Source organism: Pseudoxanthomonas sp., assembly GCF_036845285.1.
In the GTDB taxonomy this organism is placed as follows: domain Bacteria; phylum Pseudomonadota; class Gammaproteobacteria; order Xanthomonadales; family Xanthomonadaceae; genus Pseudoxanthomonas_A.
In genome coordinates this window covers 243,837-267,275 of the sequence record NZ_DAIUEE010000003.1, presented here as the reverse complement: position 1 = coordinate 267,275, position 23,439 = coordinate 243,837, and the positions used below count along the sequence as shown (strand labels likewise).

The window sequence follows — 23,439 nt, the reverse complement described above, 5'->3', positions numbered from 1 at the left end:
CAAGCGGTACGGTCCGGTCGTGTCCGGGAGCTTGGGCTAGAATCGACGGCTCACGCCCGAAGGGTTCGGGCATACCTCGCCAACCTATCCATGCCCTCTGCCACCCCCGCGTCCGATCGTTGGATCGTCCTCAAGTTCGGCGGCACCTCGGTGTCGCGTCGCCATCGCTGGAACACGATCGGCACGCTGGCGAAGAAACGCGCGGAGGAGAGCGACGCCCGCATCCTCGTGGTGGTCTCGGCACTGTCCGGCGTGACCAATGAGCTGACCGCGATCGCCGACGGCGCCGCGGACAGCGCCGAGCGCGTGGCGACGCTGGAGCAACGGCATCGCGAATTCATCGCCGAACTGGAACTCGATCCGGATACGGTGCTGGGCGACCGTCTCACTGCGCTCCGCAACCTGCTGGCCGATCCGCGAGCGGCCACCCGCTCGCTGGATTGGCAGGCCGAGGTGCTGGGGCAGGGCGAACTGCTGTCCTCGACGATCGGTGTCGCCTACCTGCGCGCGCAGGGCCTGGACTTCGGCTGGGTCGATGCGCGCCACTGGCTGCAGGCCAACTTCCTGCCCAACCAGAGTCCGTGGGCGCAGCGGCTGTCGGTGTCGTGCAACACCGCGCCCGACCAGGACTGGCGCCGCGCGTTCGCCGGCCAGGCGAGCCGGATGCTGCTGACGCAGGGCTTCATCTCGCGCCATGCGGACGGCGGCACCGCCATCCTCGGCCGCGGTGGTTCGGATACCTCGGCCGCCTATTTCGGTGCGCTGCTCGGTGCGCAGCGCGTGGAAATCTGGACCGACGTGCCCGGCATGTTCAGCGCCAACCCGCGTGAAGTGCCCGACGCGCGCCTGCTGACGCGCCTGGACTATTACGAAGCGCAGGAAATCGCGACCACCGGCGCCAAGGTGCTGCATCCGCGTTCCATCAAGCCCTGCCGCGACGCGGGCGTGGCGATGGCGATCCTCGACACCGAGCGCCCCGAACTGCCCGGTACCACCATCGATGGCACCGCACTGACCGTGCCCGGCGTGAAGGCCGTCAGCCGCCGCAACGGCATCGTGCTGGTGTCGATGGAAGGCATCGGCATGTGGCAGCAGGTCGGCTTCCTGGCCGACGTGTTCGCGCGTTTCAAGAAGCATGGCCTGTCGGTGGACCTGATCGGTTCGTCGGAGACCAATGTCACCGTGTCGCTGGATCCCAGCGAGAACCTGGTGAATACCGACGTGCTGGCCGCGCTGTCGGCCGACCTGGCGGAGATCTGCCGGGTCAAGGTGATCGCGCCGTGCACGGCGATCACCCTGGTCGGCCGCGGCATGCGCTCGCTGCTGCACAAGCTGTCCGACGTCTGGGCGATGTTCGGCCGCGAGCGCGTGCACCTGATCTCGCAGTCGTCGAACGACCTGAACCTGACCTTCGTCATCGACGAGGCCGACGCCGATGGCATGCTGCCGCTGCTGCACGAGGCGCTGATCGACAGCGGTGCGATGCCGGCCGACGAAACCAGCGTGTTCGGCCCCAGCTGGCGCGAGATCAACGGTGCCGTGCGTCATCGCGGCGTGCGCTGGTGGAACGCTGCGCATGCCCGCGAACGGCTGCTGTCGCTGGCGCAGGCCGGTACGCCGCGCTACGTGTATGACGTCGACGTGGTGCGTGCCCGTGCCCGGGCGTTGGCGGGCATTGCGGCCGTCAACCGCCGTTTCTTCGCGATCAAGGCCAACTCCCACCCGGACATCCTGCGCGCGCTGGTGGACGAGGGCTTCGGCCTGGAATGCGTGTCGCGAGGCGAACTGGAGCACGTGTTCGCGGTGGCGCCGTCGCTGCCGATGGAGCGCGTGCTGTTCACGCCGAGTTTCGCGCCGCGCGCCGAATACGCCTTCGCGCTGGAGCGTGGCATCAACGTCACCCTCGACAACGTCGAAGCATTGCAGCGGTGGCCGGAGGTGTTCCGTGGCCGCCGCCTGTGGCTGCGCGTGGACCTGGGGCGCGGCGATGGCCACCACGACAAGGTGAAGACCGGCGGCAAGAGTTCGAAGTTCGGGCTGCCGCTGGCCAAGCTGGATGAGTTCCTCGCGGCCGCGCGCACGCTGGATGTGCGCATCGTAGGCCTGCACGCCCATCTGGGCAGTGGCGTGGAAAGTCCGCAGCACTGGAACCAGATCGCCGACGAGCTGGGCGGACTGGCCGACCAGATCGGCACCATCGAGACCATCGACATCGGCGGCGGCCTGCCGATTCCGTATGCGGAAGGCGACGAACCGTTCGATCTGGTGGCATGGGGCGAAGGCCTGGCTGCGATCAAGGCGGCCTATCCGGCATACCAGCTGGTGATCGAACCCGGGCGTTACCTGGTGGCGGAGTCGGGTGTGCTGCTGGCGCAGGTCACGCAAGTGGTCGAGAAGCTCGGCATCCGCCGCGTCGGCAGCGATGCCGGCATGCATACGCTGATCCGCCCCGCGCTGTACGACGCCTGGCACGACGTGGCCAACCTGTCGCGGTTGGACGACACGGCGCAGGAACCGTTCGATGTGGTCGGCCCCATCTGCGAGTCGAGCGACATCTTCGGCAAGCGCCGCAAGCTGTCCTCGGCGACGGCGGAAGGCGATGTGCTGCTGTTCTCCGATGCCGGCGCGTACGGCTTCGTGATGGCGAGCCACTACAACCTGCGTGGCCTGCCGGCGGAAGACGTGATCGAAGGAGTATCCGGCGATGTCGCCACGGGCTGAATTCATCGGATCCAGCCTGCTGGTCGCGACGGTGCTGACGGTCGGCGTCGCGCTGCTGCTGGGCGCGGAGCGTCAAGCCGGTATGCGTGACGTGGCATCCGCGCTGCGCATCGCGCCCGCAGCGCTGCTGTCGGCAGGCATGGGTGCATGGTTCGCCACCCGCTGGCATGCACGCGCCTTGTCGACTGGCCGGCACTGGAAGGCAGGTGGCATGACGCTGCGCACCTTGCTGCTGGTGTTCCTGCTGTTCCCGGTGGCGCTCGTTGTCTGGGCGCTGGTCGCCCTGGCCATCGACCAGTTGGCTGCCGCGAGTCCCGGCAATCCACGGGAAACCCTGGCGTGGTTGCCCGTCATCATTTTCTATGGCTCGCTGGCCGCACTCGTGTTCGGCGCCGCGCCCGCTTTCATCCTTGAATACTTCGCCTGCCGGCGCTACCTGCGGCGCCAGGCCGTTCCTTCCACGGATCACGCATGACGAACTTCGACAAATCCACCATCCGCACCTTCCGTTTCGTCCGCTGTTCCTTCGAGGCGGAAACGGGTGTCGCGCGGCTGGTGTACGCCTTCGATGAAGGCCCGGAGCTGACGGAAACCGTCACGATTCCCGGCGCGCCTTTCACCCTCGACGCCACTCGGGCGCAGGCGGTCGAACAGGCGGTGCGGTTGCTGCACCTGATCACCGGCGTCAGCTACTACAAGGCGGCGGTGCCGAACGAGATCCGCATCGACGGATATGCCATCGATGCAGCGACGGCGGTGCTGCTGGAACAGGTCTACGTGCACGGGCTGGGCGAGTTCGCCTACCGCAATGGTCTGAGCCTGCACGGTCGCGTGCGCTTCCCGGTCGGTGCGCCGCCGCAGCCGGCCGCATCCGCCACAGGGCTGGGTGCGCATGCGCTGGTCGCCATCGGCGGCGGCAAGGATTCGCTGGTCAGCATCGAGGCGTTGCGTGGTGCCGGCGTTGACCAGACGGTGACGTGGATCGGCGGTTCGCAGCTGATCGCCGCCTGCGCCGCGCGCACCGGCCTGCCGACGCTCAACATCGGCCGCGCGCTGGCGCCGGAGTTGTTCGAGTACAACCGCCAGGGTGCGTGGAACGGGCATATCCCGGTCACCGCGATCAATTCGGCCATCATGGTGCTGGCCGCGCTGCTGCACGGCGTTGACCAGGTGGTGTTTTCCAACGAGCGCTCGGCCAGTTACGGCAGCATGATCCCCGGCACTGGCGAGGTGAACCACCAGTGGTCGAAGGGCTGGGCCTTCGAGCAGGCGTTCGGCGAGTACGTGCAGTCGCATGTCGCTGCCGACCTGCATTACTACTCGCTGCTGCGTCCGCTGTCGGAACTGGCGGTGGCGCGGCAGTTCGCGCGCACCGACCACTACGACGCGCATTTCTCCAGCTGCAACCGCAACTTCCACCTGCTCGGCGAACGCCCGACCAACCGCTGGTGCGGCGTGTGTCCGAAGTGCCACTTCGTGTTCCTCGCGCTGGCGCCATTCATGCCCAAGCCGCGCCTGGTCGGCATCTTCGGCCGCAACCTGCTGGATGACATGAACCAGACGGCAGGCTTCGACGCGCTGCTGGAGTACCAGGACCACAAGCCGTTCGAATGCGTCGGCGAAGGCCAGGAATCGCGCGCGGCGATGGCGACGCTCGGAGACCGGCCGGAATGGCGCGAGGACGCGATCGTCGCGCGCTTCAACCACGAGATCCGCCCGCAGCTCGACGCGGCGGAGCTGGCGGTGGCGCCGCTGCTCGAGATCGCCGGCGAGCACCGGATTCCCGCCGCGCTGTGGGAGCGCCTGCGTGCGAATTTCGCAGCTTGAGGGCAGGCGTGTCGCCCTGTGGGGCTGGGGTCGTGAAGGCCGTGCCGCGCATCACGCAGTCCGTTCGCGTCTCGCTTCGCTGCCGCTGACGCTGTTCTGCAGCGAGACCGAAGCGGTCGACGCCGCTGCGCTGGGCGATGCGCATCTCTTCATTGAAACGCTAGTGACCGGCGAGCGGTTGTCGGCGTTCGAGATCGTCATCAAGTCGCCGGGCATCAGCCCCAACAGCCCTGCGGCGCTGTCCGCTGCTGCATCGGGCACGCGCTTCATCGGTGGCACCGGGCTGTGGTTCGCCGAACATGCGGGCGACGACGGTGTCGTTCCGCATACGTTCTGCGTGACCGGCACCAAGGGAAAGAGCACGACGACATCGCTGCTCGCGCATCTGCTGCGCGCGTCGGGTCGTCGCACGGCATTGGTCGGCAATATCGGCGTGCCGCTGCTGGAAGTGCTGGATCCGCAGCCGGCGCCGAACGCGTGGGCCATCGAACTGTCGAGCTACCAGACCGGCGATGTCGCGACGAGCGGTGCACGGCCCGATGTGGCAGTGGTGCTGAACCTGTTTCCCGAGCACCTGGACTGGCACGGCAGCGAGGCGCGCTACATCGAGGACAAGCTGAAGCTGGTCACGGAGGCGCATCCGCGCATCGCCGTGCTCAATGCGGCTGATCCGCGGCTGGCTGCCCTCGACCTGCCGCGCAGCGAGCTACGCTGGTTCAACCGCGCGGATGGCTGGCACCTGCGCGGGGATGATCTCTATCGCGGCGACGTATTCGTGATGGATACGCGTCCGCTGCCGTTGCCGGGCCGCCACAACCGCAGCAATCTCTGCGCGGTGCTGGCCGCGCTGGAAGCAACGGGCATCGATGCGCTGCCGTTGGCGGCGCATGCGCAGTCGTTCCGGCCGCTGCCGAACCGGCTGCAGTCGATGGGCGCGCGCGACGGCATCATCTGGGTCAACGACTCCATCAGCACCACGCCGCATGCCACGCTGGCGGCGCTCGACTGCTTCACGGGACGGCGCATCGCGCTGCTGGTCGGCGGCCACGACCGTGGCGTGGACTGGTCGGATTTCGCGGCACGGATGCGGGTGCATGCGCCGCATGCCATCGTCACGATGGGCGCCAACGGACCTCGCATCCACGAGTTGCTGGCGCCGGTGGCGCAGGAAGCGGGTTTCGCACTGATCGCCGCAGAGACGTTGCCGTCGGCGGTGAAGGCTGCGCGTGCCGCCCTGGGGGGCGAGGGCGTTGTCCTGTTGTCGCCAGGAGCGCCCAGCTTCGGCCAATACAAGGACTACGTGGCGCGCGGCCGTCATTTCGCTGAACTGGCGGGTTTCGATCCGGACGCCATCACGGCGATTCCCGGCCTCGGCATCGCCTGACGTCACTTGCCGTCGACGCCATCGCAAGCATCCGGTCTTACACTCGGCAGATCCCCCACGAGGAGCCTGCCATGCGCAGCCTGTTAATGCCCTGCCTGCTGTCCCTGCTGTGGTCGCCCGCGCTGTTCGCGGCACCCGTCGCCAAGCCGGTCGAGTGGAAGATCGGCAGCGATACCTTCTCGGGCTACCTCGTCTACGACGACAGCGTGACGAAGCCACGCCCGGGGCTGGTGATGGTACCCAACTGGAAAGGCGTCAACGACGCCGCCATCGAGAAGGCGCACCTCGTCGCCGGCGACGACTATGTGGTGCTGGTCGCCGATGTTTACGGCAAGGGCATCCGTCCGAAGACCGACGCCGAGGCCGGCCCGGTCGCCACGGCGATGCGTGCCGACCGCCCGAAACTGCGTGCACGCGTGCAGAAGGCGGTCGAGGTGCTGAAGCAGCAACCGGCCACGCTGGTGGATCACGCGCGGATCGGCGCGTTCGGCTATTGCTTCGGCGGCAGCACGGTCCTGGAACTCGTGCGCGCGGGCGATGCGCTGTCCGGCGTGGTCAGCCTGCATGGCGGACTGGCCACCGATCTGCCCGCAACGGGCGCAGTGAAGGCGCCCGTCCTGGTGCTCAACGGCGGCGACGATACCTATGTCTCGGCAACGGAAATCACCGCTTTCCAGGACGAGATGCGCAAGGCGGGAGCGGACTGGCAGTTCGTCAACTTCAGCGGCGCGGTGCATTGCTTCGCCGAGTCCGACGCACAGAATCCGCCGGGTTGCGTCTACCACGAGCGCTCGGCCAAACGCGCTTACCGGATGATGGCGGATTTCTTCGGGGACATGTTCGCGAAGTGACGCGTCGCGCGGGTCAGTGCCCGCGCTCTACCGCGTAGCGCGCCAGGCCGCGCAGTGCGGCCAGCGCATCGGATTCGGGCAGGCCATCGAGGGCCTGCTCGGCCAGGGTGGCGTAGGCATGCGCGCGTTCTCGGCTGTACGCCAGGCCGCCGGTCGCGTGGATGGCGGCGAGGACCTCAGGCATGGCATCCGCCTCGCCTTCCTGCACGATGGTGCGCAGGCGGTCCGCCGTTGCGGCATCGGAGTGGCGGATCGCGTGGATCAGCGGCAGGGTCGCCTTGCCTTCGGCCAGGTCGTCGCCCAGGTTCTTGCCCAGCGCGTTGGCATCGGCGGTGTAATCGAGCACGTCGTCGGCGATCTGGAAGGCGTAGCCCAGCGCCATGCCGTAGTCGTAGAGCTTTTTCTGGATGTCCCGACCGGCGTCCGATGCCAGCGCGCCCAGCTGCGTGCCGGCGGCGAACAGGACGGCCGTCTTGCGCTCGATCACGCGCAGGTAGGCGGCTTCGTCGGTATCCGGATTGTGGACATGCAGCAGCTGCAGCACTTCGCCTTCGGCGATGCGATTGGTGGTGTCCGCCAGCAGGCGCATCACGTCCATGCGGTCCAGTTCCACCATCAGCTGGAAGCTGCGCGAATACAGGAAGTCGCCGACCAGCACGCTGGGCGCGTTGCCCCATAGCGCATTGGCGGTGCTGCGGCCGCGGCGCAGGTCGGATTCGTCCACCACGTCGTCATGCAGCAGGGTGGAGGTGTGGATGAATTCGACGATGGCCGCAAGCTGGTGGTGGTCCTGCGTGGTCGGGCCGCAGGCCTGGCCGGCCAACACCACCAGCATCGGTCGAAGGCGCTTGCCGCCGGCGGAAATGATGTGGTCGGCGATCTGGTTGATCAGCACGACGTCCGAGGCCAGCCTGGCCCGGATCAGGGCGTCGACCGCCGCCATGTCGGGGGTGGCGAGCGACTGGATCCCGGGCAGGGCCAGGGCGGGGCGGGAGGATTCGACGACAGGCATGGGACAAGGGGCCGGGAAGTCCCTGAATTATAGGCGCTGGGCGCGGCAATACCCTACATGTGAGCCGGCTTGGGGCCGATGGCGGAGGCCCGGCGGGTATACTCCCATGGTCTATGCCCGCGCTCGGCGGGCATCCCTGAACGGATATCGATATGGCCCGCGGCATCAATAAAGTCATCCTGGTCGGCAACCTCGGCAACGACCCCGAAACCCGCTATACCCAAGGCGGCATGGCGATCACCCGGATCAGCCTGGCCACGACCAGCGTGCGCAAGGACAAGGACGGCAACCAGCAGGAGCGCACCGAATGGCACCGCGTGGTGTTCTTCGGCAAGCTCGGCGAGATCGCTGGCGAGTACCTGCGCAAGGGCAGCTCGGTGTACGTCGAGGGCTCGATCCGCTACGACAAGTACACCGGCCAGGACGGGCAGGAGAAATATTCCACCGACATCATCGCCGACGAGATGCAGATGCTGGGCGGCCGCGAAGGTGGCGGAGGTGGCTCCAGTGGCGGCGACCGCCCGGCCCGCGCGCCGCGACAGGATTACGGCAACCAGGGCGGTGGTGGCGGCGGGCAGCGTCGCCAGGCGCCAGCGCCAGCCTCGCAGCCGGCGCCGATGGATGACTTCGCGGATGACGATATTCCGTTCTGATCCGCCATCGGTCCGTAGTAGCGATTTGACTCGAATCTGGCGTGGTTAGGATTAATTTCAGAAGGAGCAATACATGCCGACTTGGCTTGTGACCGGCGGCGCCGGTTTCATCGGTGGTAATTTTGTGCTGCGCGCGGTTGCGAGCGGCGTCAAGGTGATCAATCTCGACGCGCTGACGTACGCCGGCAATCTGGATACGTTGGCATCCATCCAGGACAGCGCCTCACATGTCTTCGTGCAAGGGGACATAGGGGATCGCGAGCTCGTGGCACGGCTTCTCGCTGAGCATCAGCCCGATGCCGTAGTGAACTTTGCCGCGGAAAGCCATGTCGACCGATCCATTGACGGTCCCGGTGCGTTCATCCAGACCAATGTGGTCGGCACGCTGGGTTTGCTGGAATCGGCGCGCGACTACTGGAAGGCGCTGGAAGGTGAGCGCCGCGAGCGGTTCCGTTTCCTGCATGTGTCCACCGACGAGGTCTACGGCTCCCTCGGAGACACGGGCAAATTCACGGAGACCACGCCGTACGCCCCCAATTCGCCCTACTCGGCATCGAAGGCGGCGTCGGATCACTTGGTCCGTGCGTTCCACCACACGTATGGGTTGCCGGTCCTGACGACCAACTGCTCCAACAACTACGGTCCGTATCACTTCCCCGAGAAGCTGATACCCCTGATCATCGCGCGCGCACTGGCGGGTGAACCCCTGCCGGTGTACGGCGACGGCAAGAATATCCGTGATTGGCTGTTCGTCGGCGATCACTGCAGCGCGATCCGCAGGGTCCTCGAGAAGGGCCGTATCGGTGAAACGTACAACGTCGGCGGCAATGCCGAAATGCAGAATATCGAGGTCGTGCACACGATCTGTGCGTTGCTTGACGCGCGCGTGCCCCGCGACGACGGACTGCCGCGTAGCAGCCAGATCACCTTCGTCGCTGATCGGCCGGGGCATGATCGCCGCTACGCGATCGACGCCTCCAAGCTGCGCGACGAGCTGGGTTGGGAGCCGGCGTACAGCTTCGAGAAGGGTATTGCCGAAACGGTCGAGTGGTACCTGTCCAACCAGGACTGGGTGAAGCGCGTCCTGGATGGCAGCTATCGCCTGGAACGTATCGGCACTGCAGCCTGAGGAGTTGGCAAGACTTATGACGACACGCAAGGGCATCATCCTCGCGGGCGGCTCCGGTACCCGTCTTTATCCGTTGACACAGGCCATCAGCAAGCAACTGCTGCCTGTCTACGACAAACCGATGATCTACTACCCGCTCAGCGTGCTGATGCTGGCCGGCATCCGTGAAGTGCTGGTGATCAATACCCCGCACGAGCAGGCCCTCTTCAAGGCGTTGCTCGGCGATGGGTCACAGTGGGGCATGGATATCCAGTACGCGGTGCAGCCGAGCCCGGATGGATTGGCGCAGGCGTACCTGATCGGGCGGGATTTCGTGGGTGGGAAGCCCAGTTGCCTGGTGCTGGGCGACAACATCTTTTACGGGCATGGTTTCACCGACATGTTGCGGAAGGCCGATGCGCAGGCCGAGGGCGCTACCGTGTTCGGATACTGGGTCAACGACCCGGAACGTTATGGCGTGGCGGAGTTCGACGGAAGCGGACGGGTGGTCGGCATCGAAGAGAAGCCGCTTGTGCCGCGCTCCAACTACGCCGTTACCGGCCTGTATTTCTACGACGGTCGAGCAAGCGATTACGCTGCGTCACTGAAGCCTTCGCCGCGTGGAGAACTGGAGATCACCGACCTCAATCGGCTATATCTCGATGCGGGGAGCCTGCACCTGCAGCCCTTGGGTCGCGGGCATGCGTGGCTCGATACGGGTACGCACCAGTCGCTGCTCGAAGCCTCGAACTTCATCGAGACCATCGAGGCTCGGCAGGGATTGCGCGTCTGCTGTCCCGAAGAAATCGCCTTTGGCAACGACTGGATTGATGCCGCCCAAGTGGAGAAGCTAGCGGCACCGCTGGCCAAGAACGGATACGGTCAATATCTGTTGTCGCTGGTCGCACGGGGTGTCGTGCGATGAAGGTGATTGAAACCAGGCTGCCGGGCTGCGTCGTCATCGAGCCCGCGGTGTTCGGTGACGAGCGCGGCTTCTTCTTCGAAACCTGGAACGCCGAACGTTTCGGTGAGCGCGGATTGCCGACGACGTTCGTCCAGAGCAACGTGTCTTCGTCGTCCCGTGGCGTGCTGCGCGGCCTGCATTACCAGTGGCCGAACCCGCAGGGCAAGCTGGTCAGCGTGCTCGAGGGCGAAGTCTATGACGTCGCCGTCGACATCCGCCGCGGGTCGCCCACGTTCGGTCAGTGGGAAGCGGTGATGCTGAGCGCCGGGAACAAGCGCCAGCTCTGGATTCCCGAGGGATTCGCGCATGGCTTTGCGGTCGTCTCGGAGCGCGCAGTATTCAGCTATCTCTGTACTGCCGTCTATGACAAGGTCGCCGACGCGGGGGTCCGCTGGGATGATCCCGCCATCGGCGTCGACTGGCCGGTCAGCGCCCCTCAACTGTCCGGGAAGGATGAAGCGGCTCCCCTGCTGGCGGATGTTCCGCTCGATCGGTTGCCGGTGTTCATGCCATGACCATCCTGCTGCTGGGGGCCAATGGCCAGGTCGGCCATGAGCTCAGGCGCAGCCTTGCATCGCGGGGGAATCTGGTGGCGACGACGCGATCCGGCGAACTGCCGGACGGCGAGCGTTGCGAGATCGCAGACTTCGACCAACCCGCAACCCTTGCCGCGCTGGTGGAGCGCATCGCGCCCACGCTGGTCGTCAATGCTGCCGCGTACACGGCCGTGGACAAGGCCGAAGACGATGAGGCTGCCGCGTTCCGGGCGAACGCGGAAGCCCCGGGTGTGCTGGCGAAAGCCTGCGCGTCGCTCGGTATTCCGCTGGTGCACTACTCGACCGACTACGTGTTCGACGGGCAGGGGACGCGCCCTTATCGTGAAGACGATGCCACCGCGCCATTGGGGGTCTACGGGGCCAGCAAGCTGGCTGGCGAAGAGGCGGTGCGAGCAGCGGGAGGCGACCACCTGATCCTCCGGACGGCATGGGTGTACGGTGCGCGCGGACACAACTTCCTGCGCACCATGGTGCGCTTGGGGGCGGAACGGGATGAGCTGCGCGTGGTGGCCGACCAGGTCGGCACGCCAACGCCCGCCTACCTGATCGCCGATACGACCGCTCGCCTGCTCGGCACCCATGAACAGGCACGGGGCACGCTGCATCTGACCGCCTCCGGCGCCACCTCCTGGCATGGCTTCGCCGAGGCCATCGTCACCGGTGCTGCCGCGCGCGGACTGCTGGCGCGGGCACCACGCGTCACGCCGATCACGACCGCGGACTTTCCGACGCGTGCACAGCGCCCCGCGTATTCGCGCATGGAGGTGGCCAGGCTCGAGTCCGTGCTGGGTGAGCCGATGCCGGGCTGGCAGACAGGGCTGGACCACGTGCTGGACCAGATGGCGTCGCGCTAGCCCTTGGGACAAACGCACGCCGGTCCAGCACACCGAGCTGATGGAGCGTCGCCTCAAGGCAGCGGGCATTCCGGTTGAGACGCTGTACTACAAGACCGAGGGGCACGGCTTCTACAAGCTGGAGCACCAGAAGGCGTACTACACGAAGCTGCTCGCGTTCTTCAGCAGGCATCTCGGCGGCGCGACTGCGAAGTAGCGCCGGTCTTCGGATGTGCAATCCCGCAACGGCGCCTTCGGGCGCCGTTGCTTTTCATGCGCGGCGCATCATCCGCTTCAGCAGGGGAGAGGCCGCCAGCGCGATCGCGCCGCATCCCAGTCCGATCCACATCATCAGCCAGAACAGGTCGGCATAGCCGGCAGCGGCCTGTGCGAGATCCCAGGTTCCACCTTCCGGTACATCGAGCGCGGCCAGCTTGCCGAACTGCGCGGCCAGCGTTTCCGAAAACGCGGTGGCGAGCAGCCACATGCCCATCATCAGGCCGACCACGCGCGGCACCGACAGTTCGGTGACGGCGGCGAGGCTGACCGGTGCCAGGCACATCTCGCCGACCTCCAGCAGCAGGTAGGCCAGCACCAGCCACCACACGCTGGCCATCACGCCGGTGTCGCCGACCTGCTGCGCGGCGAGCGCGAGTGGCACGAACGACAGACCGCCGAACACGAGACCCAGCGCGCCCTTCAGCGGTTTGGGGGGATCACGTCCACGCCTGGCGAGCGCGGCCCACAGCCACGCGAAGACGGGTGCCAGCACTACCAGGAACAGTGCGCCGAGATAGGTCAGCGAGCCGGCCGTCTGCGGCAGCACGACCGAGTCGCGCAGGACCAGCAGCACCATGACGGTGGCGGTCGCCAGGAATATGGTTCGAGGAAGCGGCGAGCCTGCATGACGTTCGCTGGCCCGCACGGCGATGACGAAGGCGATCGGCATTGCCAGCAAACCCCAGGTTGACCACGGTGCCGTGCCGACAAACAGACGCGCGTTCTCCAACAGGCCGTCCGACCACACCAGGACGCCTGGCGCATGCACCAGCGACGGGAACAGGTCCTTGGTCAGCAGGCGGTCGGTGAACATCACCCACGAGCCATAGGTCTGCTCGTACAGGGTGAAGAACACCAGGCACATGAAGATCATCGCCATCAGCGCGAGCATCTGCCGCCGCTGCGTCGCGGTGCATTGCGTGGTGATGAACCAGGTGAACCAGCCGAGTACCAGCATCAGCACGACGAGCATCAGCACCAGCGCCAGCGACAACTCGCCGCCCAGCGCGAACGCACCGTTCGCTGCGGCCCACATCAGCCAGGCGACGGGCAGCACGCCCAGCAATGCGCCCAGATAGATGGCCCATTCACGGGGTACGCCGAGCCATGGCGTGCGCAACATCGCCGGCGATGGCGGTTCCGCGTGACCCTGCAGGTAGCGCTGGCCCCATAGGAACATCGCCAAGCCCAGCAGCATGCCGATGCCGGCCGCGCCGAACCCGTACTTCCAGCCCAGCGTTTCGCCCAGGTAACCGCACACCAGCGAGGCCAGCAGAGCGCCGAGGTTGATGCCGGCATAGAACAGGCTGAAGCCGCCATCGCGGCGCGGATCGTCCGGCGGGTACAGGCGGCCGACGATGCCGGTGATGTTCGGTTTCAGGAAGCCCACGCCCATGACGATCAGCGCCAGCGACAGGTACATGGTGCGCAGCGCACCTTCATCGCGCGTCACCACGCCGCCGTCGGACACCGCGGCCACGCCCTCGAGTGCCATGCCCGCGTGGCCGGCAACCAGCAGCAGCCCACCGAAGACCACGGCCTTGCGCATGCCCAGCCAGCGGTCGGCCAGCAGGCCGCCGATCACCGGGATGCAGTAGACCAGGCCGCCGTAGGCGCCGATCAGGTCATAGCCGGCGCCATCGGCGAACAGGTGGTATTTGGTCAGGTAGAGCAGCAGCAGCGCCTTCATCCCGTAGAAGGAGAAGCGCTCCCACATCTCGGTGAAGAAGCAGACGTAGACACCCTTGGGGTGGCCGAGGAAGTCGTCGCGGCCGGGAACGGCGGGGGAAAGAACGCTCAAGCACCGCTCCGGGCAAGGAAAATCCGTGGCGAGTATAGCGGCCGGTCCGGGAGGCCCTGCGGCAGCTGGACTTGCCGGGCAGCGGACGCTAGCGTGTCCGCTTTCCGCCTTTCGGGAACACGCAATGACTCCGCCGGAGACCCCGCAACTTACCTTCCGTGCCGTCGTGCTGGCCATCGTGCTGGCCGTCGTGCTGTCGGCCGCCAACGCCTACCTGGGTCTGTTCGCCGGCCTGACCGTGGCCACCGCCATTCCGGCGGCCGTCGTCTCGATGGGCGTGCTGCGCCTGCTCGGCGGCGGCACCATCCTGGAGAACAACATCGTGCAGACCGGCGCGTCGGCCGGTTCCTCGATCGCGGCGGGCGTCATCTTCACCATCCCCGCGCTGATCATCCTGGGCTACTGGCAGGACTTCCAGTATTCGTGGGTGCTGGCCATCGCCGGCCTCGGCGGCCTGCTGGGCGTTCTGTTCTCGGTCCCGCTGCGCCGCTCGATGATCGTCGAGGAGCCGCTGCCGTTCCCCGAGGGCAAGGCCGCGGCCGAAGTGCTCAAGGCCGGCGAGAATCCCGGTCCGGGCCTGAAGATCCTGGCCTTCTCCGCCGCCATCGGCGCCGTATTGAAGGTCGCCGCGTACAGCGGCATGCGCCTGATCCCGGATACCGCCGCAGGCGCGGGTTTCTTCGGCAAGTACCTCGGCTACCTGGGCACCAACCTGTCGCCGGCGCTGCTCGGCGTGGGCTACATCGTCGGCCTGAACATCGGCATCGTGGTGCTGTCGGGCAGCATCCTGTCCTGGCATATCGCCATCCCGCTGTACCACATGTTCTTCATGGGGACGGATCCGGCCCTGGCGCAGAGCATCGCCGGTGCAGGTGCGGAGGACATCGCCGGCGCCATCTGGTCGGCCAAGATCCGTTACCTCGGTGTGGGCGCCATGCTGATCGGTGGCGTGTGGACGCTGTTCTCGCTGCGCAAGTCGCTGCTGTCGGGCGTGAAGAGCGGCATCGCCGCCGCGCGCGCGGGTTCGGGCGGCTCCGAAGTGGCCGAAACCGACCGCGACTTGCCGATGAAATGGATGCTGGTGGCGCTGGTCATCTTCGTGTTGCCGCTGCTGCTGCTGTACCAGGCCATCGTCGGCATGTGGCATGTCAGCATTCCGATGGCGATCATCATGATCGTCGCCGGCTTCCTGTTCGTGTCGGTGTCCGCGTATCTCGCCGGCCTGGTCGGCTCGTCCAACAACCCGGTGTCGGGAATCACCATCGCCACCATCCTGTTCGCTTCGGTCGTGCTGCTGTTGCTGCTCGGCGAGAGTGGACGCATGGCAGTCGGTGCCGGCGGCGCACCGCTGGGCGCGGTGGCCGCGATCATGATCGGCGCGGTGGTGTGTTGCGCCGCCGCGGTGGGCGGCGACAACCTGCAGGATCTCAAGGCGGGGTACATCGTGGGTGCAACGCCGTGGAAGCAGCAGCTGATGCTCGGCATCGGCGCGTTCTCCTGCGCGCTGATCATGGCGCCGGTGCTGAACATCCTGTCCGAGGCCTACGGTATCGGCGCACCCACGGCCGAGCATCCCAATCCGCTTTCGGCGCCACAGGCCACGCTGATGGCGTCCGTCGCCAAGGGTCTGTTCGGCGGTGAGCTGCCGTGGGGCATCATCGGCATCGGTGCGGTGATCGGCGCGGTCATCATCGCCATCGATGAAGCGCTCAAAGCCAAGGGCAGCAGCTTCCGCGTGCCGGTACTCGCTGCGGCCATCGGCATCTACCTGCCGCTGGAGCTGATGGTGCCGATCTTCCTGGGCGGCCTGCTGGCCTACCTGGTGGAGAAGCGCCACGGCATGGTGGGGACCAAGGACGAAGAGGCGCGCGATCGCATCCATCGTCCGGGCACGCTGTTCGCCGCCGGCCTGATCACCGGCGAGGCGCTGATGGGCATCGCGGTGGGCGTTGCCATCTATGCCACCAAGGACCGCGACGTGCTGGTGCTGCCGGAGGCCTTCCAGCAGGGCGAGATCGTCGGCCTGGTGGTGCTGGCCATCGTCGGCTGGCTGCTCTACCGCACCGGCGCCAAGTCGAAGGCGCCGGGCGAGGTCGAGCCAGGCCCCAAGTGAACTGACACACGGCGCAAAGACGTGACCTGACGCCTTTGCGCCGCGGCGCGCTTAGCGCCTACCATCGGGGTTTCCCTGTTGCCGGAGCCCCGGATGAAGCTGAAATCCGCCCTGTTGCCCCTTTGCCTGCTGGCGGCGCTGCCGTCGCTGGCCGCCGCCCGCGGCCTGGACGTGCGCGATCTGCAGAAGCTGGACCGTGTGTCGTCGCCCACGCTGTCGCCGGATGGCAGCACCGTGGTGTTCGCCAAGCGCGTCGTCGATGCCGACGTGGTGAAAGCCAGCAGCAGCCTGTGGATCCGCAACCTGCTGACGCGCGACCTGGCACCGCCGAAGCGGCTGACCCCGGAAGGCTGGAGCGTCAATTCGCCCTCGTTCTCCCCGGATGGCAAGACCGTCTATTTCCTCAGCGCCAAGTCCGGCACGCAGCAGCTGTACGCGCTGCCGGTCGCCGGCGGCACACCGCGCCAGCTGACCGACTTCGCGCTGGACGTGGCCAGCTACAAGCTCTCGCCGGACGGTGCGCGCGTGCTGTTCAGCACGGACACCTTCGCCGACTGCAAGGCCGACTTCGCCTGCACGAAGAAGCAGCTGGACGACACCGCCGCGAAGAAGAGCACCGGCGTGGTCTACGACGGCCTGTTCGTGCGCCACTGGGACACGTGGTCGGACGGCCGCCGCAGTCGCCTGTTCGTCGCCGCGCTGCCGACAGCCAAAGGCAAGCCCGTCGCCAGTGCGACCTCGCTGACGGATACGCTGGATGGCGACGCGCCGTCCAAGCCGTTCGGTGGCAATGACGAGTACACCTGGTCGCCGGATGGCGCCTCGGTCGTCGCTGCTGTCCGTGTGGCCGGCAAGGGTGAAGCCTGGTCGACCAACTTCGACCTGTACCAGATCGCCGCCGACGGCAGCAGCGCGCCGGTGAACCTGACGGCGTCCAATCCCGCCTGGGACACCGGGCCGGTCTTCAGCGCCGATGGCAAGACGTTGTTCTACCGCGCGATGAAGCGCCCGGGTTTCGAAGCCGACCGCTACGGCTTGATGTCGATGGACTTGGACAACGGGAAAGTCCGCGAGATCGCACCGGAGTGGGATCGCTCCGCCGATGGCATCGTGCTGTCGCAGGACGGCGCCACGATCTATACCAGCGCGCAACATGTCGGCCAACATCCGCTGTTCGCCGTCGACATCGCCAGCGGTGCGGTCAAGCAGGTGGTGGGCGAGGGCAGCGTCTCGGCCTTCGATATCGCCGGCGACACGCTCGCGCTGACCCGCAACACGCTGAAGAGCGGCGACCAGCTGTTCACCACCAGCCTCGGCGGCGCACCGCTGCGCGCGATCACGCCCAGCGCCGGCGACGTGCTGGCGGACGTGAAGTTCGGCGACTACGAGCAGTTCAACTTCAAGGGCTGGAACAACGAGACCGTGCACGGCTACGTGGTCAAGCCGCACGACTACGTGGAAGGCAAGCAGTACCCGGTCGCGTTCCTGATCCATGGCGGCCCGCAGGGCAGCTTCGGCGATGGATGGAGCTATCGCTGGAATCCGCAAACCTATGCGGGCCAGGGCTATGCGGTGGTGATGATCGATTTCCACGGTTCCACCGGCTACGGTCAGGCGTTCACCGATGCGATCAGCCAGCACTGGGGCGACCGCCCGCTGGAAGACCTGCAGAAGGGCTGGGCGGCGGCGCAGAAGAAGTACACGTTCCTCGACGGCGAGAATGCTTGCGCGCTGGGCGCCAGCTACGGCGGCTACATGATCAACTGGATCGCGGGCAACTGGAACGAGCCGTGGAAGTGCCTGGTCAACCACGACGGCGTGTTCGACACCCGCTCGATGGGCTACGTGACCGAAGAGCTGTGGTTCACCGAGTGGGAGAACGGCGGCACGCCGTTCGATGCGCCGAAGAACTACGAGAAGTACAACCCGGTCAACCATGTCGCCAAGTGGCGCGTGCCGATGCTGGTGGTGCAGGGCGAGAAGGACTACCGCGTGCCGGTGGACCAGGGCCTTTCCACGTTCACCGCGCTGCAGCGCAAGGGCATCGAGTCGAAGCTGCTGTACTTCCCCGACGAGAACCACTGGGTGCTCAAGCCGCAGAACAGCATCCTGTGGCACGACACCGTCAACGCCTGGCTGAAGCAGCACATCGGCCGTTGAGCCATCGGGAGGGCCGGCGGGTGCCGGCCCTCTTTCCTGAACCCGACGGAGATACCCGCCGATGGCGATCGAATCCACTACGCCTGCCGATCCCGCACTCATCACCAACGACATCGTCCTGTTCGGCCTGATCGCCGGTACGCTGGGACTGATTTTCTGGCTCTCAAGCGGCCCGACACCGTTCTGGAAGAAATTCTTCACCTGGGTGCCAGCGTTGCTGCTGTGCTATTTCGTCCCGGCGCTGTACAACACGGTCGGCCTGATCGACGGCGAGAACAACAGCCTCTACAACCCGGTGGCCAGCCGCGTGCTGCTGCCGGCGGCGCTGGTGCTGCTCACCCTGTCGGTCGACCTGAAAGGCATAGCGAAGCTCGGCCCCAAGCTGCTGTTCGTGTTCTGTGCGGGCACGCTCGGTATCGTGCTGGGCGCCATCGTGTCGTTCCAGCTGATGGAATGGCTGCACCCGCCGGCGGTGGCCGGCGATACCTGGAAGGGCATGGCGGCACTGTCCGGCAGCTGGATCGGCGGCGGCGCCAACATGGTCGCCATCCGCGAGGTCTATGCGGTCGACGCCACGCTGTTCGGTCAGTTCGCTGTGGTCGACGTGGCCATCGCCAGCACCTGGATGGCCACGTTGCTGTTCCTGGCCAACCGGGCACCCCAGATCGACGCCCGTAGCGGTGCCGACACCAAGGCGCTGGACGAGATGCAGGCGCGCATTGCGGCTTACGAAGCGGCCAATTCCCGGATTCCCAGCCTCTCCGACCTGATGGTCATTATCGGCGTCGCGTTCGGCATCGTCGGGCTGGCGCATGCGATTGCCACGCCGCTGGCGGCGTGGTTCGCTGCCAACGTGGCCAACGCGGCGCAGTTCAGCCTGGACTCGTCGTTCGTATGGGTCATCGTGCTGTCCACGCTCTCGGGCTTGGGATTGAGCGCGACGCGGGCGAGGCAACTGGAGAATGCGGGTGCCTCGCGACTGGGAACGGTGTTCCTGTATTTCCTGATCGCCTGCATCGGCATGCAGATGGACTTCCTGAAGCTGGCCAGCCGCCCCGAGTTGCTCGCCATCGGCCTGATCTGGATGCTCACCCACATCCTGGTGATCTGGGTGGCCGCCAAGCTGGTGCGCGCGCCGCTGTTCTATTTCGCGGTCGGTTCGCAGGGCAACATCGGCGCCGCCGCATCCGCGCCCGTGGTCGCGGCGGCGTTCCATCCGAGCCTGGCGCCGGTAGGCGTGCTGCTCGGCACCGTGGGTTATGCCACGGGCACCGTGATCGCCTATGGCCTGGGCCAGATCCTTCGGTTGATGGCCGGGCAGTAGCCCGGTGGCCTGTGGTCTGGCGGTGCGCCGCGCATCGCCGGACCTCTCTTCCCGCGGCGAACTCGAACCAGCGGGATTTCTTGCATGGCCACGCCTTCCGACGCCGTTTCGACGGCGGTGATCCAGAACGACATCGTGCTGTTCGGCCTCATCGCCGCCACGCTGGGCCTGGTGTTCTGGTTGTCCAGCGGCCCCACGCCGTTCTGGAAGAAGTTCTTCACCTGGGTGCCGGCGCTGCTGCTGTGCTATTTCATCCCGGGTATCTACAACAGCGTCGGCCTGATCGATGGCAGTGCGAGCGCGCTCTACAACCCGGTGGCCAGCCGCGTGCTGTTGCCGGCCGCGCTGGTGCTGCTCACGCTGACCATCGACCTGCGGGGCGTGCTGCGGTTGGGGCCGAAGCTGCTGGCGATGTACGCGGCCGCTTCGGTCAGCATCATGCTTGGCGCGTTCGTCGCCTTCTGGATCATGAGCCTGCTGCACCCGGCCACCGTCGCCGGCGATACCTGGGGCGGCATGGCGGCCCTGGCCGGCAGCTGGATCGGTGGCGGCGCGAACATGCTGGCGATGAAGGAGATCTTCGCGGTCGACGAGACCACCTTCGGCCAGTTCGTGGTCGTGGACGTGGGCGTGGGCTATGTGTGGATGGCGGTGCTGATCTTCCTCGCCAACCGGGCGTCGGCGATCGACGCGCGCACCGGTGCGGACACGCGCGCGATCGAGGCGCTGCAGGAGCGGCTGGCCAGCTACCAGAAGCAGCACGAGCGGATCCCGTCGCTGACCGACCTGATGGTGATCATCGGCATCGCCTTCGGCACGGTAGGCCTGTGCCATGCCATCGCGGGGCCGGCCTCGGCGTGGTTCGCGCAGAACGTGTCCTGGGCGCGGCAGGTCAGCCTGCACGAGCCGTTCGTGTGGGTGGTGGTGCTGTCGACGCTCATCGGCCTGGGCCTGAGCCTGACCCGCGCGCGCACGCTGGATGGCGCCGGCGCCTCGAAGATCGGCACCCTGTTCCTGTACATCCTCATCGCCTGCATCGGGATGCAGATGGATATCGGCTCGCTGGCCAGCAAGCCCTGGCTGCTGGCGCTGGGCCTGATCTGGATCATCGTCCACATCGTGCTGCTGGCACTGGTCGGCAGGCTGTTGCGGGTGCCGTTCTTCTATTTCGCCATGGGATCGCAGAGCAACATCGGCGGCCCGGCTTCGGCGCCGGTGGTGGCGGCGGTGTTCCATCCCTCGCTGGCGCCGGTCGGCGCGTTGCTGGGTGCGCTGGGCTATGCGACCGGCACCGTGGCGGCGTATGTCGTCGGCGTAGTGCTGCGCGGGATGGCGGGGCAGGGCTGATGCAAGCTCTTCTGTAGGAGCGACGTAAGTCGCGACCGGAAACATCAACGTCGCGACTTACCGGTGTCGGCATGCCGACACCACTCCTACAGGAGGACGATAAAAAAAGGGCGAAGCCGATGGCTTCGCCCTTTCTGTTGTACCTGACCGGTTCCGGTCAGCAACAGCGGAACCCGCTCTTGCCGCCGAACCGCGCTTCCTGACGTTCCCGGAAGAACGTCTTGTAGTCCATCGGCTCGCGGTCGGGATGCTTCTCCAGGATGTGCCGGACGTAGTTGTCGTAGTCCGGCACGCCGCAGCACAGCCGTGCCGTCTGTACCAGCCTCCGCCACACACGCTTGTGCGTGGCGAAGTGCGAGAGCGGGACGAGTTCCGTACCCATGGCTTACAGCCACACCTTCTGCTGTTCTTCCGTCAGTGCGACATACGGCGACTCGCGGTCGGTGCGTTCGCTGCTGCGGCGGGCCTTGAGGATCGCCTTGACCGCGTAGAACAGCACGCTGAACACCACGAAAAGGAACAGCACCGTCAACGCGGTGTTGACGTAGCTGTTGATCACCACCTGGTGCATCTGGCTCATGCTCTTGGCCGCGCCGAGCAGCTGGCCGTCGACGATGGACGCCTGGTACTTCTTGGCCTGTGCGACGAAGCCGACTGCCGGGTTGCTGTCGAAGATCTTGATCAGGCCCGCGTAGGTCGTGCAGATCAGCAACCAGATCGCCGGCACGACGGTGACCCAGGCGTAGCGGTCGCGCTTCATCTTGAACAGCACCACCGTGCATAGCATCAGCGCGATGCCCGCAAGCATCTGGTTGGCGATGCCGAACAGCGGCCACAGGGTGTTAATGCCGCCCAGCGGATCCACCACGCCCTGGTAGAGGAAGTACCCCCACAGGGCGACGCAGCCGGCGGTACCGATGACGTTCGCGCCCCAGGAATCCGTCCTGCGCAGCGGCGGAATGAAGTTGCCCAGCAGGTCCTGCAGCATGAAGCGGCCGGCACGCGTGCCCGCATCCACCGCGGTCAGGATGAACAGCGCTTCGAACAGGATGGCGAAGTGGTACCAGAACGCCATCATCGCGTCGCCGCCGGGCAGGGCGTCGTGCAGGATCACCGCGATGCCGACCGCCAGCGTGGGAGCGCCACCGGCACGCGAGATGATGGTGTGCTCACCGATGTTGTGAGCCGTCTGCTCCAGCATTTCCGGCGTCACCACGAAGCCCCAGCTGCTGACCTTGGCGGCCACGTCGACCGCGGTCGTGCCGATGGCGGCTGCGGGGCTGTTCATGGCGAAGTACACGCCCGGCTCGATGATCGAGGCCGCGACCAGCGCCATGATGGCGACGAACGATTCCATAAGCATGCCGCCGTAACCGATGTAGCGGGCATGGGTCTCATTGGCCAGCAGCTTGGGCGTGGTGCCCGAGCTGATCAGCGCGTGGAAGCCCGACACGGCGCCGCAGGCGATGGTGATGAACAGGAACGGGAACAGGCCGCCCTTCCAGACCGGGCCATCGCCGGTGCTGGCGAATTGGGTGAAGGCCGGCATCTTCAGCGAGGTCACCTCCGGGCTGGCGATGACGATGCCGATGGCCAGCGCCACGATCACGCCGATCTTGAGGAAGGTCGACAGGTAATCGCGCGGTGCCAGCAGCAGCCACACGGGCAGCACGGCCGCGACGAAGCCGTAGCCGATCAGCATCCAGGTGATCTGGGTGCCGGTGAAGGTGAAGGCCGGGCCCCAGGTGGGGTGCGCGCCGACCTTGCCGCCGAACCAGATGGCGAGCAGCAGCAGGACGATGCCGACCACCGAGATCTCGCCGATCTTGCCCGGGCGGATGTAGCGCATGTAGATGCCCATGAAGATCGCGATGGGCATCGTGGCGATCACCGTGAACATGCCCCACGGACTTTCCGCCAGCGCCTTCACCACGATCATCGCCAGCACCGCCAGGATGATGATCATGATCAGGAAGGCACCGAACAGCGCGATGGTGCCGGCCACCTGGCCCATTTCCTCGCGCACCAGGTCGCCGAGCGAGCGGCCATTGCGGCGGCTGGAGATGAACAGGACCATGAAGTCCTGCACCGCGCCCGCCAGCACCACGCCGGCGATCAGCCACAGCATGCCGGGCAGGTAGCCCATCTGTGCGGCCAGTACCGGGCCGACCAGCGGGCCGGCGCCGGCAATGGCGGCGAAGTGATGGCCGAACAGCACGTGCTTGTTGGTGGGCACGTAGTCCAGGCCGTCGTTGTTCAGGTGCGCCGGCGTGGCCCGAGTGGGGTCCAGCCCCATCACGTTCTTCGCGATGTACAGGCTGTAGTAGCGGTAGGCGACCAGGTAGATGGACACCGCCGCCACGACGATCCACAACGCACTGATCTGTTCGCCCTGACGCAGCGCCACCACGCCCAGGCATACCGCACCGAGCAGCGCGAGCGCGGCCCAGCCGATCTTGGAAAAACCGTTCATTCGGGAACCCTCCGGCAAGTCGTGCCAAGGGT

General features: G+C 66.5%; 18 protein-coding genes and 1 pseudogene. 15 read left to right on the top strand and 4 right to left on the bottom strand.

Annotated elements, in window-relative coordinates:
• Nucleotides 1–90 precede the first annotated feature (90 nt).
• From V7060_RS05885 to V7060_RS05865, 5 genes are all read left to right on the top strand, one after another.
• Nucleotides 91–2,721: a bifunctional aspartate kinase/diaminopimelate decarboxylase gene (locus V7060_RS05885; RefSeq protein WP_334178310.1), complete on the top strand. Its 2,631-nt coding sequence runs from the start codon at nt 91–93 to the stop codon at nt 2,719–2,721.
• Nucleotides 2,705–3,196 (top strand): hypothetical protein, encoded by a 492-nt coding sequence (locus tag V7060_RS05880; protein ID WP_334178309.1) that lies wholly within the window; start codon nt 2,705–2,707, stop codon nt 3,194–3,196. The genes V7060_RS05885 and V7060_RS05880 overlap by 17 nt, the downstream gene beginning before the upstream one ends.
• Complete coding sequence (murL, locus tag V7060_RS05875) at nt 3,193–4,548, top strand: UDP-N-acetyl-alpha-D-muramoyl-L-alanyl-L-glutamate epimerase (RefSeq protein ID WP_334178308.1); 1,356 nt, start codon at nt 3,193–3,195, stop codon at nt 4,546–4,548. Before V7060_RS05880 ends, murL begins: the two co-directional genes overlap by 4 nt.
• Nucleotides 4,529–5,932, top strand: coding sequence for a UDP-N-acetylmuramoyl-L-alanine--D-glutamate ligase (murD, locus tag V7060_RS05870; protein ID WP_334178307.1), 1,404 nt, complete (start codon nt 4,529–4,531; stop codon nt 5,930–5,932). The genes murL and murD overlap by 20 nt, the downstream gene beginning before the upstream one ends.
• Before the next feature lie 86 nt (nt 5,933–6,018).
• Entirely contained in the window at nt 6,019–6,783 is a 765-nt protein-coding gene (locus V7060_RS05865; protein ID WP_334178410.1) for a dienelactone hydrolase family protein, read from the top strand.
• A gap of 13 nt (nt 6,784–6,796) precedes the next feature.
• Here V7060_RS05865 and V7060_RS05860 read toward each other — a convergent pair whose 3' ends face one another.
• A complete protein-coding gene (locus V7060_RS05860) occupies nt 6,797–7,795 on the bottom strand; it encodes a polyprenyl synthetase family protein (protein ID WP_334178306.1) in 999 nt (332 codons plus the stop codon).
• A 152-nt stretch (nt 7,796–7,947) separates the two neighbouring features.
• Here V7060_RS05860 and V7060_RS05855 point away from each other — a divergent pair, with 152 nt between their 5' ends.
• From V7060_RS05855 to V7060_RS05830, 6 genes and pseudogenes are all read left to right on the top strand, one after another.
• Complete coding sequence (locus V7060_RS05855) at nt 7,948–8,448, top strand: single-stranded DNA-binding protein (RefSeq protein ID WP_334178305.1); 501 nt, start codon at nt 7,948–7,950, stop codon at nt 8,446–8,448.
• 73 nt (nt 8,449–8,521) lie between these two features.
• Complete coding sequence (rfbB, locus tag V7060_RS05850; protein WP_334178304.1) at nt 8,522–9,577, top strand: dTDP-glucose 4,6-dehydratase; 1,056 nt, start codon at nt 8,522–8,524, stop codon at nt 9,575–9,577.
• Nucleotides 9,578–9,593: 16 nt separating this feature from the next.
• Nucleotides 9,594–10,481: a glucose-1-phosphate thymidylyltransferase RfbA gene (rfbA, locus tag V7060_RS05845; RefSeq protein ID WP_334178303.1), complete on the top strand. Its 888-nt coding sequence runs from the start codon at nt 9,594–9,596 to the stop codon at nt 10,479–10,481.
• Nucleotides 10,478–11,035 (top strand): dTDP-4-dehydrorhamnose 3,5-epimerase, encoded by a 558-nt coding sequence (gene rfbC / locus V7060_RS05840; protein WP_334178302.1) that lies wholly within the window; start codon nt 10,478–10,480, stop codon nt 11,033–11,035. The genes rfbA and rfbC overlap by 4 nt, the downstream gene beginning before the upstream one ends.
• Complete coding sequence (rfbD, locus tag V7060_RS05835; protein ID WP_334178301.1) at nt 11,032–11,931, top strand: dTDP-4-dehydrorhamnose reductase; 900 nt, start codon at nt 11,032–11,034, stop codon at nt 11,929–11,931. The genes rfbC and rfbD overlap by 4 nt, the downstream gene beginning before the upstream one ends.
• Before the next feature lie 7 nt (nt 11,932–11,938).
• Nucleotides 11,939–12,127, top strand: a pseudogene (locus V7060_RS05830) (prolyl oligopeptidase family serine peptidase); the annotation flags it as partial.
• Nucleotides 12,128–12,181: 54 nt separating this feature from the next.
• Here the strand turns inward: V7060_RS05830 and V7060_RS05825 are convergent.
• Nucleotides 12,182–13,990 carry an oligopeptide:H+ symporter gene (locus tag V7060_RS05825; RefSeq protein WP_334178300.1) on the bottom strand — a complete coding sequence of 603 codons (1,809 nt, stop codon included), beginning with the start codon at nt 13,988–13,990 and terminating at the stop codon, nt 12,182–12,184.
• A 124-nt stretch (nt 13,991–14,114) separates the two neighbouring features.
• Here V7060_RS05825 and V7060_RS05820 point away from each other — a divergent pair, with 124 nt between their 5' ends.
• The 4 genes from V7060_RS05820 (at nt 14,115) to V7060_RS05805 (ending at nt 20,934) form a co-directional block, all read left to right on the top strand.
• Nucleotides 14,115–16,103: an oligopeptide transporter, OPT family gene (locus V7060_RS05820; protein WP_334178299.1), complete on the top strand. Its 1,989-nt coding sequence runs from the start codon at nt 14,115–14,117 to the stop codon at nt 16,101–16,103.
• 93 nt (nt 16,104–16,196) lie between these two features.
• On the top strand, nt 16,197–18,263 hold the full coding sequence (locus tag V7060_RS05815; protein WP_334178298.1) for a S9 family peptidase: 2,067 nt from the start codon (nt 16,197–16,199) through the stop codon (nt 18,261–18,263).
• A 61-nt stretch (nt 18,264–18,324) separates the two neighbouring features.
• A complete protein-coding gene (locus tag V7060_RS05810; protein WP_334178297.1) occupies nt 18,325–19,587 on the top strand; it encodes a DUF819 family protein in 1,263 nt (420 codons plus the stop codon).
• 84 nt (nt 19,588–19,671) lie between these two features.
• The gene (locus V7060_RS05805) at nt 19,672–20,934 is read left to right on the top strand and encodes a DUF819 family protein (protein WP_334178296.1); all 1,263 of its coding nucleotides are present in this window, start codon (nt 19,672–19,674) and stop codon (nt 20,932–20,934) included.
• A 157-nt stretch (nt 20,935–21,091) separates the two neighbouring features.
• On the opposite strand, the gene V7060_RS05800 is transcribed toward V7060_RS05805, so the two are convergent.
• Together V7060_RS05800 and V7060_RS05795 are read right to left on the bottom strand one after the other, a co-directional pair.
• Entirely contained in the window at nt 21,092–21,316 is a 225-nt protein-coding gene (locus tag V7060_RS05800) for a CstA-like transporter-associated (seleno)protein (RefSeq protein WP_062351234.1), read from the bottom strand.
• A gap of 3 nt (nt 21,317–21,319) precedes the next feature.
• Nucleotides 21,320–23,407, bottom strand: coding sequence for a carbon starvation CstA family protein (locus V7060_RS05795; RefSeq protein WP_334178295.1), 2,088 nt, complete (start codon nt 23,405–23,407; stop codon nt 21,320–21,322).
• Nucleotides 23,408–23,439 lie beyond the last annotated feature (32 nt).

Coding starts and splice junctions, on each gene's coding strand:
- V7060_RS05865 (WP_334178410.1), top strand. CDS start 6,019: ATGCCCTGCCTGCTGTCCCTGCTGTGGTCGCCCGCGCTGTTCGCGGCA.
- V7060_RS05805 (WP_334178296.1), top strand. CDS start 19,672: ATGGCCACGCCTTCCGACGCCGTTTCGACGGCGGTGATCCAGAACGAC.
- V7060_RS05820 (WP_334178299.1), top strand. CDS start 14,115: ATGACTCCGCCGGAGACCCCGCAACTTACCTTCCGTGCCGTCGTGCTG.
- V7060_RS05795 (WP_334178295.1), bottom strand. CDS start 23,407: ATGAACGGTTTTTCCAAGATCGGCTGGGCCGCGCTCGCGCTGCTCGGT.
- V7060_RS05885 (WP_334178310.1), top strand. CDS start 91: ATGCCCTCTGCCACCCCCGCGTCCGATCGTTGGATCGTCCTCAAGTTC.
- V7060_RS05855 (WP_334178305.1), top strand. CDS start 7,948: ATGGCCCGCGGCATCAATAAAGTCATCCTGGTCGGCAACCTCGGCAAC.
- V7060_RS05810 (WP_334178297.1), top strand. CDS start 18,325: ATGGCGATCGAATCCACTACGCCTGCCGATCCCGCACTCATCACCAAC.
- V7060_RS05860 (WP_334178306.1), bottom strand. CDS start 7,795: ATGCCTGTCGTCGAATCCTCCCGCCCCGCCCTGGCCCTGCCCGGGATC.
- murL (WP_334178308.1), top strand. CDS start 3,193: ATGACGAACTTCGACAAATCCACCATCCGCACCTTCCGTTTCGTCCGC.
- V7060_RS05815 (WP_334178298.1), top strand. CDS start 16,197: ATGAAGCTGAAATCCGCCCTGTTGCCCCTTTGCCTGCTGGCGGCGCTG.
- V7060_RS05800 (WP_062351234.1), bottom strand. CDS start 21,316: ATGGGTACGGAACTCGTCCCGCTCTCGCACTTCGCCACGCACAAGCGT.
- rfbB (WP_334178304.1), top strand. CDS start 8,522: ATGCCGACTTGGCTTGTGACCGGCGGCGCCGGTTTCATCGGTGGTAAT.
- rfbA (WP_334178303.1), top strand. CDS start 9,594: ATGACGACACGCAAGGGCATCATCCTCGCGGGCGGCTCCGGTACCCGT.
- V7060_RS05880 (WP_334178309.1), top strand. CDS start 2,705: ATGTCGCCACGGGCTGAATTCATCGGATCCAGCCTGCTGGTCGCGACG.
- rfbC (WP_334178302.1), top strand. CDS start 10,478: ATGAAGGTGATTGAAACCAGGCTGCCGGGCTGCGTCGTCATCGAGCCC.
- rfbD (WP_334178301.1), top strand. CDS start 11,032: ATGACCATCCTGCTGCTGGGGGCCAATGGCCAGGTCGGCCATGAGCTC.